The following is a 13,871-nucleotide window of genomic DNA, read 5'->3' as shown; positions in this document are numbered from 1 at the left end:
CCCTCCGAAGAGGCTCTCGACGCCCCGCTCAGCCCGCCGGATCTCTCCGACGAACCGGGGCCTGCTACTGGGCGCTCCGGTACCTACCCAGGCGGGACTCACACCCGCTGGCCTGATCCAGCTTTCAGGACGCACCACCGGTCCAGCTGTACCGCTCGTCCGCCCGCCGGGTCACCTCCAGGTCGATCCCGTCGAGGCGCAGCACGCCGAGGTCCTTGACCACCTCGAGCGCGGACTCGTACCCGATGAGGTCCCGGGTCACCGCCCAGCGTTCGCGCCCGACCTCCAGCGGCGTCGTGGCGGCCGGTGCCGCCGCCTCGGGCTCACCGAAGACCGGCACCGGCGGCTCGGCCGGGCCGTCGGGGCGCACCGGCAGGACCAGGCAGCTGTGCTCGGGGTGCACCGTGAGCCGGACCGGCTCGGGCGGCGGCCAGGCCAGCGGCCAGTACGACGTCGAGAGCGCCAGGCGCAGCCGGTGTCCCGGCGCGAGGGACTGGGCCATCGCGTTGAGCGGCACCTCGACCCGGTAGCGCCGCCCGGGCACGAGCGCCTCCGGTTCGGCGTGCCCCCCGCGATGGGTGAGGTTGAGCAGCCCGTAGCTGATCCGGGTGGCGCGCCCGTCCGGGTCGACGTCGGAGAGCCGGACCGCGATCATGGCGTCGGGGCGGTCGACGGTCACCTCCAGCTCCGCGACCGGACGGCCGAGGATCTCGGTCCGCTCGGCCAGCACCGCGCCGTCGAAGACCAGGCTGCCGCCGTCCTCCTCACGCTGGTCGTAGGGCAGGTCGGGGGGAGCGTTGTAGGAGCACCACTTGCCGGCGTACTGCCCCACCGACAGCGGCGAGCAGACCGTGAGCTCGGTGGGCGGCGACGGCGCCGCACCGGCCGGGTGGATGCGGTACGCCCCGAGCGGATGACGGGCGGTCTCGATGCGCGGCGAGGGCCAGCACGGCTCCCCGACCCACCGGCCGGGCCGTTCGGTGTACGCCGTCGACGGGGGGACGCTGTCCTGCATCCAGATCCGCAGCATCGGCCCGTCCATGGCCCCGTTGTCCGCGTCCCGCAGCCAGTGGTCCCACCAGGCGACCAGCTCCTGCAGGAACCCGATCGCCGGCCCGGGCTGCCCGAGGTGCGGGTACTTGTGCGACCACGGCCCGACCAGGCCCTTGCGCGGCACGTCCAGGCCCTCGAGCAGCCGGAACACCGAGTTGGAGTAGCCGTCGGCCCAGCCGCTCACCGCCAGCACCGGGCACTCGACCGCCGAGAAGTCCTCGCAGACCGAACCGTGCCGCCAGAACCCGTCGCGACGCTGGTGGTGCAGCCAGTCCTGCAGCCACAGCCCGCTGCCGCGCAGCCGTTCGAGCCACAGGCCCCGCCACCGGTCCCCCACCACGTCGGGATCGGGCGGGCAGGAGTTGTAGGCGAACATCGTCGACGCCCACGACAGGTTGTCGGTGAGCAGGCAGCCGCCCATGTAGTGCACGTCGTCGGCGTAGCGGTCGTCGGACGAGGAGGCCGTCACGATCGCCCCGAGCCCCGGTGGACGCCGCGCCGCGACCTGCAGGGCGTTGAAGCCGCCCCACGAGATGCCCATCATCCCGGTCCGCCCCGAGCACCACGGCCTGCCCGCCAGCCAGGCGAGCACCTCCTCGGCGTCGCGCAGCTCCTGCTCGAGGTACTCGCCGGTGAGCACCCCGTCGGAGTCGCCGCTGCCGCGCAGGTCGACCCGCACCCCGGCGATGCCGTGCCCGGCGACGTAGGGATGGTGCATGGAGTCGCGCACCGCGGTGAGGTCGCGCTGGCGGTAGGGGATGAACTCCAGCACGGCCGGCGCCGGGTCGGCGTCCGAGCCCGCGGGCCGCCACACGCGACCGCTCAGCGCGACGCCGTCGGAGAGCGGGATCCGCACCTGCTCCTCGACGACGTCGTGGGGGAAGTCCTCGACGATCCTCACCGCGCGTCGCCCTGCACGTCGTCCCCGTCGACGTCCTCGAACTCGAACGGCAGCACCTCCAGACAGCGCCGGTAGCGCTGCGCGACGTCTTCGTCGTCGGCGCCCCCGACGTGTACGTAGGCGTAGGCGTAGGAGTAGCCGTCCTGGTCGTGCAGGGTCGAGAGCCGGTCCCCCGGCTCGACGGCGACGTCCACCGAACAGCCCGGCACCTCGCGTTCGGCGCGGGCGATCTCGTCGGCGGTCGGGACCCGCCGGACGATCCCGTCGGTGAACCGGCGCACGAACCACTTCGCCGAGATCGCGTAGTCCCCCTCCCGGCTCGGCGTCCCGGGGTCGCGGCCCAGCGCGATCTGCACCAGGCTGTGGTGGTTGGGCAAGCCGTCCACGTCGGCGAAGAGCTCGGCGTGCGACTGCGAGTGGCGCGGGTTCACCTCCAGCAGGGTCAGCGTGTCGCGGTCCCGGTCCCAGAAGAACTCGATGTTGAACGTCCCGTCGGTGAGCCCGACGCGTTCGATCACCCGTCGGGAGACCTCGGTCATCCGGTCGGTGACCTCGTCGGGCAGGGTCGACGGGTAGCGGTAGCGCTCGAAGCTCGGGCTGCCCGGGCAGGTCACCGAGTCGACGACCCCGTAGACGTGGATCCCGCCGTCGAACGCGTAGCCCTCCACCGTCGCCTGGACCCCGGTGACGGCCTCCTCGGCCAGCGCGGCGTCACCTCCCGCCTGCGCGATCTCGGGCGGCGGGTCGAGCATGTCGAGCACGTACCCGAACGGCTCCCCCATCCGCTCGATACCCGCCCGGATGCGCGCCACGGCCTGCGCGAGCTCGTCGCCGTCGGCGACGCGGTAGGCCAGCTCGGAGGACGCGGACTTCACCGGCTTGACCCACGCCGGGTACCCGACGCCCTCGGGCAGCTCCGGGGCATCGGTCAGCTGCAGCAGCCCGAAGCGCGGGTACTCGTCGATCACGGCCTGCTGCTCGAGCCGGCTCCAGTACTTGTGCTCGCACTTGACGACCGACTCCAGGCTCGCCCCGGGCAGCCCCGCGCGCTCGCACAGGATCGGGACCATCGTGCTCACCGGGAAGTCCCAGAACCCGATGATCGCGTCGACCGTGCCGTCGAACTCGTCGACGCGCTGCTGGGCCCTGTCGAGCAGCTCGGCGAACGGGATCTGCTCCTGCATGAGCATCTCCTCGGCGCCCAGCAGCGCGTGGAAGCGGTACCCGGCGGCGTCGGGCATGGCCTCCAGGACCCGCCGGTTGTGCTCGTCCATCCCGAGCACGAGGACGTTCTTCGGGACGGGTCCACCTGTGTCAGCCATGGTCGGTCCGTACCCCCCGGTGTCGCGGACATGCCGCCGGGCCCGGGCCGTCCCCGGGCCCGGAGCGACACGGCTCCCGAGCGGTCAGGCCTTGACCTGCATCGAGCTGCGGGCCGGGTTGCCCTGCTCGGCGACCTTGGGGTCCTTCTCGTCCTTCTTGGCCAGGACACCGGCCTGGATCTGCTCGCCGACGGTCTTGTCGACGTTGCGCCAGTACTCGAACGCCCGCTCGAGCAGCGGCTCGCTGACCGCGTTGAGCAGGTGCCCCACGACGTTGTCGACCAGGCGCTCGCGCGCCGCGTCGTCCATGACCTCGCGCACCAGGGTGCCGGCCTGGCCCCAGTCGTCGTCCTCGGCGTGATCGACGTAGGCCGCCCGGGTGATCTCGCCGTCGGCCTGCCAGCCGGGGATCCGCCCGGTCCGGGAGATGTCGGCGGCCGGCCCGCCCTTCGAGTTGGGCGCGTACACCGGGTCGGACACCTTCTGCACCCGCATCGCGCCGTCCTTGCTGTAGGAGTGCACCGGCGCGGTCGGCGCGTTCACCGGGATCTGCTGGTAGTTGCCGCCGAGGCGGTGGCGGTGCGCGTCGGCGTAGGAGAACAGCCGGGCCAGCAGCATCCGGTCCGGGCTCGGCCCGACCCCGGGCACGAGGTTGTTGGGCTGGAAGGCCAGCTGCTCGATCTCGGTGTGGTTGTCGGTGGGGTTGCGGTCCAGCGTCATCCGGCCGACCTCGATCAGCGGGTAGTCCCCGTGCGGCCACACCTTGGTCAGGTCGAACGGGTTGAACCGGTAGTCCTTGGCGTCCTCGTAGGGCATCACCTGCACGTACATCGTCCAGCTCGGGAACTGCCCGTCGCGGATGTGCTCGAACAGGTCACGCGTGTGGTAGTCGGTGTCGGCCGCAGCCATCTGGTCGGCCTCGTGCTGGGTGAAGAACTCGACGCCCTGGTCGGTCTTGAACGTGTACTTGACCCAGAACTCCTCGTCGCGGGCGTTGACCCACATGTAGGTGTGGCTGGTGTAGCCGTTCATGTGCCGCCAGGTGCGCGGGATGCCCCGGTCGCCCATCAGCCAGGTCACCTGGTGCGCCGACTCCGGGGACAGGGTCCAGAAGTCCCACTGCATGTCGTGGTCGCGCAGGTTGTTGTCGGCGCGGCGCTTCTGGCTGCGGATGAAGTGCTGGAACTTCATCGGGTCCTTGACGAAGAAGACCGGCGTGTTGTTGCCGACCATGTCGTAGTTGCCGTCCGAGGTGTAGAACTTCAGCGCGAACCCGCGGGGGTCGCGCCAGGTGTCGGGGCTGCCCCGCTCACCGGCGACGGTGGAGAACCGGGCGGCCATCTCGGTCGTCGCCCCCGGCTGGAACACCGCGGCCCGGGTGTAGGCGCTGACGTCCCCGGTCACCTCGAAGCGGCCGAAGGCCCCGCTGCCCTTGGCGTGCGGCTGCCGCTCGGGGATGCGCTCGCGGTTGAACTGCGCCATCTGCTCGATCAGGTAGCTGTCCTGGAGCAGGATCGGGCCACCCGCGCCGACGGTCAGCGAGTGCTCGTCGCTCTCGACCGGGATACCGGCGTCCGTGGTGGTGGGACGGGTGGACTGATCGGTCATTGCTGGCTCTCCTCGGGCAGGACTGGAGCGGTGGTCGGCTGCCGGCGGTCCGGGCAGGACCGGGTCCGCGAACTCACGGACATGCCAGTGGCGTGCCCGGTGGCGGCCGGATCGAAACGCGCGCACCGTCCGGCGACCGCGCACCGTCCGGCCACCCGCGCACGTCGGTACGTGCGCGGATGGTCGCGCGGTGCGCGGGCCGCAGCGCAGCGACGTCCCCCGAGCAGCACCGGCCATGCCGGCCGGTGCTGCCGGGGGGATCGCCGTCGGGTGTGCTAGCGGCGGTCGGCGTTCCGGTCCCCGCGCCCCGGCCACAGCTTCGCGCCGAGGGAGCCGCCGAGCCCGCTCGCGGCCACCGAGAGGCCCAGGGCGAGGGCGGCCCAGCCCGCGCTCTGCCGCGCGGCCTGCACGGCGCCGCCGACGTCCACGTTCGGCGGGGCGCTCTGCAGGTTCACCGACTGCGCCACCACGTCGGCGAGCGAGCCGAGCAGGGCACCGCCGCCGACCAGGGCCAGCACGAGCAGCGTCACGACCGCCGCGGCCCAGGTGACCACTGCGTTGATCATGCCGTCGTTCGCGCGGCGCCACAGCGCCGATGCTCCGGTCGCCATTCCGCCGAGCAGGAACGCGACGAGACCGAGCACGCCGCTCACGACGCCTCGGGCGGTACCGCTCTCGGCCCCGGTGTAGCCGAGGTCGAGCCAGCCCAGCGAGAAGAACAGCAACTGCAGCACGATGTAGAGCGAGACCGTCGTCACGACGCCGGTCCAGACCGCACCCCAGCGGATGCGGTCGTGGCGGATGTCGCCGCTCGTCGTGGACGGCGTCACCGCCGCCGCGGTCGGATCGGTGTCCGCGCGAGCGTACGAGCCGTCGTGGGTGGCCCCGCCTCTCGCGCCGACCCGGGTGGCGCCGGATCCTGGGTCTGCGGACATGGTCGTCCTCCTTCGTCGGATGTGTTCGCGGTTCGTGCCCGCCCCGGGGCGGGGCGACCCGGGGATGTCCGACGCGACGCCAATCAACCCGGATGTGACCGATCCGTGACATTCCCGACCCGACGGCCTGCTGTCGCATGTCGACGTTTCGAATCCGGGCTCGGGGGAAGGACGGAGCCGGCCGGCCGCGGGCGTGCCGGACAGCCCCGGAGATGTCCCGCCGGCAGGGCGGTGGCCCACGGAACGCAACGGCGTCCCGCACCCGCCGAACGACCGGCGCGAGTCGACTCAGCCCGGGCCGGCGGCGGCGTGGCATCACGGTCAGCACGATGTTGCCGACCTTCCGTCCGCTCTCGGCGTGGCGGTACGCCTCGACGATCCGCGCGAACGGGTACGTCCGGTCGATCACGGGACGGAACGCCCCGACCTCCACGACCTCGTCGGCGAACTCCGTGCCCAGGATCGTCGCCTTCGGGCGCAGCAGCCCGAAGAACACCCGCGCCCACGGCGGGTGCGGCGCCCGGTAGCCGCAGTCGGTGCGGTTGACCGTCGCCGCGTGCACCCGGACGAGCAGCTCACCGTGGCCGGGACGGGGCGTGGGGACCTCGGTGATCCGCACGACCCCAGGGGGCCCGAAGCTCGCGCTCACCGCCGCGGCATGCGACGCACCTAGCGATCCCGGTGTCCCGTCGTCGCCTGTGCCGCGCGACCGGGCGCGGCCTCACCCCACCAGCGCGACCGCCCGGGTCGGCCCGCCGTGGGCGCCCTGCAGCTTGAGCGGGAACCCGACGAAGGTGAACCGGGTGTTCACGACCTTGTCGAGGTTGGCCAGGTTCTCGTAGTGGGTGATGTGTTCGCGGCGGCACATCATGTGGCACGGATAGCTGGTGCTCGCCGGGTTGTCGGGCGTCGGGCTGTCGACGCCGAACGTCTTGATCCCCCGCTCCACGATCCACTCGCTGGCCGACCCGCCCAGCCCGGGGAACTCGCTGAGGTAGCGCTTGTCGCCGTTGTACCGGTTCCACGTGGCCGTGTGGAACAGCACGATGTCACCGCGCCGCACGTCCACCGGCGAGTCGCCGACGACCCGGTCGAGGTCGTCGGCGCTGATGTCGGTCCGCGGCGCGAACCCGGTGATGTCCAGACACACCGCGGTGCCGTAGAACAGGTCCAGCGACATCTTCTCGATCGTCTCCGCGGAGGGATCCGGGTCGAGGTGGGAGAAGGAGTCGACGTGGGTCGGCCCGTTGTCGTTGAGCATGAACCCGGTGGTCTGGAACGAGAAGCCGCCGTCGAAGCGCGGGGCGGTCTCCTCGTGCGTGGCGTGGTCGAACTGCACGGTCTTGAGGTGGCCCGGGTAGACCTTCATGCCCTCGTAGATGTCCTGTGAGAGATCGATCAGCTGCATGTCCACTCCTAGTACATGACGACGCCTGCGGTCACGTTCAGGTCCTCACCGGTGATCGACGCCGCCACGTCGGAGGCGAGGTATGCGCACGCCGCCGCCACCTCCCCCGCCTCGACCAGGCGCCCCAGCGGTGACGCGCCGGTGAACGCGGCGAGCGCCTCGGCCGCGCTGATGCCGCGGGCGGCGGCCTGGCGGGCGACCACGTCGTCGATGCGGGGTCCGGCCACCGCACCGGGGCAGACCGCGTTGACGCGGATCCCGTGCGGCCCGAGCTCCACCGCGAGCGTCCGGACCAGCCCGATCACCCCCATCTTCGCGGCCGCGTACGGCGTGCGGCCGTGCAACGGGCGCTTGCCCGTCATCGAGGAGATCGCGACGAGGCTGCCCTCCCCCGCCGCGACGAGCGCCGGCACGAACGCGCGGAAGGTGAGGAACACCCCGTCGAGGTCGGTGGCCAGGCAGTCCCGCCAGTCCGCGAGCGTGATCTCGTGCAGCGGCGCCGTCGGCCCGGCGATCCCCGCGTTGGCGACGACGGTGTGCACGGGCCCGAGCCCGCGCGCGGCGTCGGCCATCGCCGCCACCGAGTCCTCGTCGCGCACGTCGCAGGCCAGCGCCCACGCGGTGCCGCCCGCCTCCTCGACCTCGCGGGCGGTCCCCGCCAGGGTCGCGGGGTCCCGTGCGGTGAGCGCCAGCGCGAAGCCGTCCGCGGCCAGCGCGACGGCCACGGCGCGCCCGATCCCGCGGCCCGCGCCGGTGACGACGGCGACGCGCGCGCTCACGGCACCCCTCCCGAGTGCAGGAAGGCCACCTTCATGCAACGACGTTGCGGCAAGGTGGCCTTCCTGCAACGTGGCGGGGCCGGGATCACCGTCAGCCCCCGGCCGCCCGGATCGCCGCCCGCAGGCGGTCCGGGGTGATCGGCAGCTCGGTCACCCGGACGCCGAGGTGGGCCAGCGCGTCGTTGACCGCCACGTTGATCGCCGCCGGGGCCATCATCCGGCCGCCCTCGCCGCCGCCCTTGATGCCGTGCAGGGTGTACGGCGACGGCGTCTCGTGGTGTCCGATCGTGAGCTCCGGCACCTCCATCGCCGAGGGGATGAGGTAGTCGAGGTAGCTGGACGTGAGCAGCTGGCCGTCGTCGTCGTAGACGAACTCCTCGTAGAGCGCCGTGCCGATGCCCTGCGCGGTGCCACCGACGATGTGCCCGGCCAGGGAGCGCGGGTTCACCAGCGTGCCGCAGTCGTGCACGGCGGCGTAGGCGGGGAAGGACACGGCGCCGGTCTCGAGGTCCACCTCCACCACCGGCACGTGGCAGGCGTGGCCCATGAACGGGTAGAAGACGCCGAGGTCCGTGCGGTCGGCCGAGGGCATCGTCGTGTACGGGTGGTCGAAGACCTTGGAGTCCTCGAGCCCGCTCTCCATGTCCTCGGGGAAGCTGTGCTTGAACAGGTGCAGCATCACGGCGATGTCGGCGAGCGACTTGCGCTGCTCGGCCACGCCCCTGACCTGGTAGCCGCCGTCGACCCACTCCAGGTCGTCGGGGTTGGCCTCCAGCAGGTGCGCGGCCGCGCGCAGCGCCTTCGCCTTGATCTTCGCGGTGGCGCCCTCGACCGCGCCGGCGAGCATCACCGTGGTGCGCGAGCCACCGGGGCCCGTCGCGGGCAGGCCGTTCTTGCTGCCCTGGTAGACGATCGAGACGTCGTGCGGGTCGCAGTCGAACTCCTCGGCGACGAGCTGGGCCACCATCGTCTCCGGGGAGTTGCCCCAGAACGCGCAGGAGTACAGCGTCGCGGTGATGCCGCCGGTGGCGTCGACCTTGAGCGTCACGCTCTCCGGCATCGACGTCACCGGTGCGCCGGGCTCGTCGAACCAGAACCAGAACTCCGTCGCCGAGAACACCGAGCGCTCCTGCGCGGTGATCAGCCCGATGCCGATGCAGCGGCCTTCCTCGCGGGCCTTCGCCTGCACCCCGCGCCAGTGCTCGTACTCCGAGAGCTCCAACGCCTTGTCCAGCACGCCGTCGTAGTCGCCGGAGTCGTAGACGTTGCCGGTGGGGATGAAGTGCGGGAACTCGCGGATGAAGTTGCGCCGCCGGACCTCGACCGGGTCGAGGGCGAGCTCGCGGACGGCCTTGTCCACGATCTGCTCGAGCATCCAGTTGTTCACCTCGGAGCCGAAGCCCCGGTAGGCGCCCTGCTGGTTCTTGTTGGTCAGTGCCGCGCGCACCCGGTAGCGCACGCTCGTCATCGCGTACGGCCCCACGACCTGGGCCAGCGCGTTGCCGTGGTGGCCGACGCCGAACTGGATGTAGGCGCCGTAGTCATCGACGGTGTCGATGTCGATGCCGCGGATCGTGCCGTCGCGCATCATCGCGAGGCGCACCTCGTAGACGCGGTCGGAGCCGTGGTGGTCGCAGTTGGCGATGTTGTCGACGCGGTCCTCGAGGTACTGCACGGGCCGCCCGACCTCGCGCGAGCACATCCCGGCGATCACCGCGGGCTTGGTCGCGAACAGCTTCGAGCCGAAGCTGCCGCCGGCCGGCAGGGGCCGGACGTCGAGCTTGTTGGCCGGGACCTTCAGGGTGCCGGCCACCATGAACAGGTAGCTGGTGAAGCTCAGCGAGTTGGTGTGCACGGTCAGCGCACCGGTGGCGTGGTCGAAGTCGGCGATCGCGCCGACCGTCTCCAGCGGCTGCCCGCCCGAGCGGTGCCAGCGCAGCCGGTCGGTGACGATCACGTCGGCCTCGGCGAAGTCGCGCTCGACGTCGCCGAAGTCGAAGGTGCGGTCGTAGGCGCAGTTGGAGCCCAGGTCGTCGTGGACGAGCGGGGCATCCTCGGCCAGTGCCCGTTCCGGGTCGACGACGGCGGGCAGCGGCTCGTACTCGACGTCGATCAGCGCGAGCGCGTCCTCGGCGAGGTAGCGGCTCTCGGCGACCACCACCGCGACGCCCTCGCCGACGTAGCGGACCTTGTCGACGGCCAGGCAGCGCCAGGTGTGGGCCCCGGGGTTCGGCCCGAAGTCGGGCATCGGGTCGCACAGTTGCGCGGCCTGCGCACCGGTGATCACCGCGTGCACCCCGGACGCGGCGAGCGCCTCGGCGGTGTCGATCCCGGTGATGCGGGCGTGCGGGTGCGGGCTGCGCAGGACGGCGGCGTGCAGCATGCCGGTGACGGTCATGTCGCCGACGTAGCCGCCGCGGCCGCGCAGGAACTTGGGGTCCTCGACGCGGCGGATCGACTGGCCGACCCAGTTCCGGTCGGTCTTGTGCGTGCGGACGGGCGGGGCGTCCGGACGGTCCATGGTCGTCATGCCTGTGCTCCGCTCGTCTCGGCTGCGTCGGCCTTCATCCGCGCGGCGGCGGCGCACACGGCGTCGGTGATGAACTGGTAGCCGGTGCAGCGGCACAGGTTGCTCGCGACGCCCTCGCGCGCCTGCTCGCGCGTCACGTCCGGGTTCTGCTCGACGATCTCGCAGGCTCGCATGAGCATCCCGGGCGTGCAGTAGCCGCACTGCAGGCCCTGCTTGTCCCAGAACTCGTCCTGCAGCGGGTGCAGCTCGGAACCGCGGGCGAGCCCCTCGACCGTGCGGATCTGCGCGCCGTCGACCTGCACGGCGAAGGTCGTGCAGGACCGGATGCTCTCGCCGTCGCGCAGCACGGTGCAGGTACCGCACACGCCGTGCTCGCACCCGATGTGGGCGCCGACGAGCCCGAGGTCCTCGCGCAGCACGTCGACGAGCAGCCTGCGGGGCTGCACCGACACGGTCGACGTGCGGCCGTTCACGGTCAGCGTGACGTCGTGGTGTTCCATTCCGCTCACCTCCGGTCCTGGGCGCGGGTCAGCGCCAGCTCGATGCCGCGACGCAGCTGGTTGCGGGCGATGTCGGTGCGGGTCTCGGTGCTGGCGTGCGCGTCCCCGGACGGGGCGAGCTCGGCGACGGTGGCATCCACGGCGGCCCGGATCGACGCGTCGTCGGGCACCGTGCCGGTCAGCGCCCGCTCGGCCGCGGGCGCGCGCACCGGCACCGGGGCGACGCCGCTCATCGCGATTGACGCCCTCGTGACCGTGCCGCCGTCCGTCTCGATCACCGACGCGACCCCGACCAGCGCGAAGTTGCCGTGGGTGCGCGCGAACTCCACGAAGGCCTGCCCCCCGTCCCGGTGCGGGAACCGGATCTCGGTGAGGAGCTCGCCCGCCTCGATCGCGGTGGTGAACGGGCCGACGAAGAAGTCGGCCGCGGGGATCGTGCGCGCCCCCTGCGGACCGACGACGACGAGCGCGGCGTCCAGGGCGAGCGCGACGGCCGGGAGCTCGGCGGCCGGGTCGGCGTGCGCGAAGCTGCCGCCGACGGTGCCGCTGTTGCGGATCGGCGGGTGCGCGACGTACCCGAGCGCCTCGGCCAACAACGGCGCGCCGAGGGCGACCTCGGGCGAGTGCTCGGCGTGGGACTGGCGGACCATCGCCCCGATCACGAGCGTCTCACCCTCGGTACGGATCCGGGTCAGCTCCTCGATGCGCCGCAGGTCGATCAGGTAGCCGGGCTGGGCCAGCCGGAAGTTCATCAACGGCACGAGGCTCTGCCCGCCGGCGAGCGCGCGGGCGTCCTCGTCGGCGTGCTCACCCAGCAGCGCGACGGCCTCGGCCACGCTCGTCGGCGCGGCGTAGTGGAACGGGGGCGGTTTCACGGCGACCTCCTCGACGTCCGTGGGCGGCCCGATCGAGCCACCGCAGGCGCCCGTCGATCGTGTCGAGCCTGCGGGCCGGCGGGCCATGGGTGGTCGCCCAGAAGAACCGGCGATGTCCTGGGCAGGCCCACAGGCCCGCCGGTGGCTACTCGATCCGCACGATGTCGCGCACGGTCAGGGCGAGTTGGAGATCCAACCGGGTGTCGGTGCCGCGGAGGCTGCGCCCGGTCAGCTTCTCGATGCTCGCGATGCGGTAGCCCACCGTGTTGGGGTGCACCACGAGCGCCCGCGCGGTGGCCGAGGTCGAGCAGCCCGCGGCGAGCCACGCCCGCAGCGTCGGGAGCAGGTCGCCACCGCGCAGGTCGTCGTGGGCCACGACGGGCCGCAGCAGGTTCCGGGCGAACCGGCGCAGGGTGTCGGGAGCGCCCTCCTCCAGCAGGAACGCCGCCAGGCCGAGGTCGCGGACGTCGACGAGCCCCCCGGGGCGGACCGTGCGACGCAACCGGACCGCGCCCCGGGCCACGCGGTAGGCGGACCCGTGCTCGGCGGGGCCGTCCGCGACCGGACCGATGGCGATCGTCGCGGTCCGCTCCGGGTGGGCCTGCTCGACGTGCGCGAGGACGCCGCGCAGCACGTCGTCGAGACCGGGACCGTCGGGGAACAGCAGGACGAGCACGTCCTCGTGCGGCCCGACGAGGGGCGTCGCGCCCGGCCGGGCGGCCGCTCGGACGACCTCGGTCAGCCGGGGTGACGGCCCGGGCGGGTCGAGCCCCAGCACCGCGACGACGTGCGGGCGGGCGAGGTCGTGCCCCAGCGCGGCCGCCCGGTCCAGCACTCCCTGCAGGTGCTGCGGCCCGCCCGGGTGGAGCAGGTCGCCGACGAGGTCTCCCGACAGCCGCTCCTCGACGTCCACCAGGTACTGAGCCTTGAGCACCTCGAGGGCCACCACCAGCGCGAACCGCTCGATCACCCGGCGCTCGACGGGTGCGGGCGCCGCCCGCGGGTTGGTCACCCACAGCCGCGCGGCCAGCTCGCCGCCGACCACCACGGGCGCCACCCAGACGCCGTCGCGTCCGACGGGGTGACCGACGGCCGACGCACCCGGGCGGCCCGAGCGGTCGACGCGGACCTCCACCACCTCGTTGCGGCGGTCGAGGGCCTCGAGCGCGGACCGGACCGGCCTGCGCCGCCGCGCGGCGGCGTCCGGCGGCGGGCGGTAGCCGGTGACGGGTGCCCGGGCGAGCACCCTGCCGTGGCGGTCCTCGACCGTGATCGACGCACCGAGCGTGTCGGCCAGCGCGGTGACCAGCCCGGCCAACCCGACCTCGTCGAGCACCAGCCGCATGAGCGCGCGGTGCTGTTGCTCCGCCCACTCGGTCAGGGCGCGGCTGCGCTGCAGCTCCGCGTTCGTCCGCGACAACGCGATGATCACGCTCTGCTGGTCGTTGCGCAGCCGCGCCGCCTCGCACGCCAGCGCGGCCTGGTCGGCCAGCAACTCGACGAGGTCCACGTCCGCAGCACCGAACTCCCGGGCGGCCACCGAGTACCCGACGACGGCGCCGAGGGTTCCCGCGTCGGGGGCGTGCAGCGGTGCCGCGATCAGCGCCCGGTACCCCTGCGTGGGCGCCAGGTGCCGCAGGCGCCCGTACCGCGCCGCGTTCCCGACGTCGGACACGGTGACGGTGCGCCCGGCCCGGTAGGCCTCGGCGGCGGGCGAGTCCAGCTGCGGGCCCGCCGGGTGGATGAGCAACGACCCGGTGTCGCTGACGAGGGCGACGTAGTCGCGCGACAGCCCCCACGAGCCCGCCACCCGCAGTCGCGCCCCGCCGGGTTCGGCCAGCCACACCGCGCAGTGGTCGAAACCGATCAGCGCGCTGGCCTGCTCGGCGACCCCGGCCAGCACCCCCGTCCAGCGGCTCGGCGGCATTGACCGACCGCGCGATCTCCCCCACCGCGCTCA

The 13,871-nt window shown here is 72.8% G+C and carries 10 protein-coding genes; all 10 read right to left on the bottom strand.

The features are described 5' to 3' along the window. Positions 1–124: 124 nt before the first annotated feature. Entirely contained in the window at positions 125–1,954 is a 1,830-nt protein-coding gene (locus Q1K26_RS16590; RefSeq protein ID WP_300013260.1) for a CocE/NonD family hydrolase, read from the bottom strand. Then, the gene (locus tag Q1K26_RS16585; protein WP_300013257.1) at positions 1,951–3,276 is read right to left on the bottom strand and encodes an ATP-grasp domain-containing protein; all 1,326 of its coding nucleotides are present in this window, start codon (positions 3,274–3,276) and stop codon (positions 1,951–1,953) included. The genes Q1K26_RS16590 and Q1K26_RS16585 overlap by 4 nt, the downstream gene beginning before the upstream one ends. Before the next feature lie 84 nt (positions 3,277–3,360). After that, positions 3,361–4,884 carry a catalase gene (locus Q1K26_RS16580; RefSeq protein WP_300013254.1) on the bottom strand — a complete coding sequence of 508 codons (1,524 nt, stop codon included), beginning with the start codon at positions 4,882–4,884 and terminating at the stop codon, positions 3,361–3,363. A 275-nt stretch (positions 4,885–5,159) separates the two neighbouring features. Beyond that, on the bottom strand, positions 5,160–5,819 hold the full coding sequence (locus Q1K26_RS16575) for a hypothetical protein (RefSeq protein WP_300013213.1): 660 nt from the start codon (positions 5,817–5,819) through the stop codon (positions 5,160–5,162). A gap of 721 nt (positions 5,820–6,540) precedes the next feature. Beyond that, positions 6,541–7,227 carry a cyclase family protein gene (locus Q1K26_RS16565; protein WP_300013207.1) on the bottom strand — a complete coding sequence of 229 codons (687 nt, stop codon included), beginning with the start codon at positions 7,225–7,227 and terminating at the stop codon, positions 6,541–6,543. An 8-nt stretch (positions 7,228–7,235) separates the two neighbouring features. After that, positions 7,236–8,006, bottom strand: coding sequence for an SDR family NAD(P)-dependent oxidoreductase (locus tag Q1K26_RS16560; RefSeq protein WP_300013204.1), 771 nt, complete (start codon positions 8,004–8,006; stop codon positions 7,236–7,238). 91 nt (positions 8,007–8,097) lie between these two features. Then, entirely contained in the window at positions 8,098–10,536 is a 2,439-nt protein-coding gene (locus Q1K26_RS16555; protein ID WP_300013201.1) for a xanthine dehydrogenase family protein molybdopterin-binding subunit, read from the bottom strand. Beyond that, positions 10,533–11,036: a (2Fe-2S)-binding protein gene (locus Q1K26_RS16550; protein WP_300013198.1), complete on the bottom strand. Its 504-nt coding sequence runs from the start codon at positions 11,034–11,036 to the stop codon at positions 10,533–10,535. Before Q1K26_RS16550 ends, Q1K26_RS16555 begins: the two co-directional genes overlap by 4 nt. 5 nt (positions 11,037–11,041) lie before the next feature. Continuing rightward, entirely contained in the window at positions 11,042–11,911 is an 870-nt protein-coding gene (locus Q1K26_RS16545; protein WP_300013195.1) for a xanthine dehydrogenase family protein subunit M, read from the bottom strand. Between the two features lie 145 nt (positions 11,912–12,056). Further along, entirely contained in the window at positions 12,057–13,838 is a 1,782-nt protein-coding gene (locus Q1K26_RS16540) for a helix-turn-helix domain-containing protein (protein ID WP_300013192.1), read from the bottom strand. Positions 13,839–13,871 lie beyond the last annotated feature (33 nt).

It is taken from the genome of Pseudonocardia sp. (assembly GCF_029263155.1).
Taxonomy (GTDB): Bacteria; Actinomycetota; Actinomycetes; order Mycobacteriales; family Pseudonocardiaceae; genus Pseudonocardia.
Note: the sequence above shows the minus strand (reverse complement) of the source record. Positions and strands in the feature narration are given on the sequence as shown.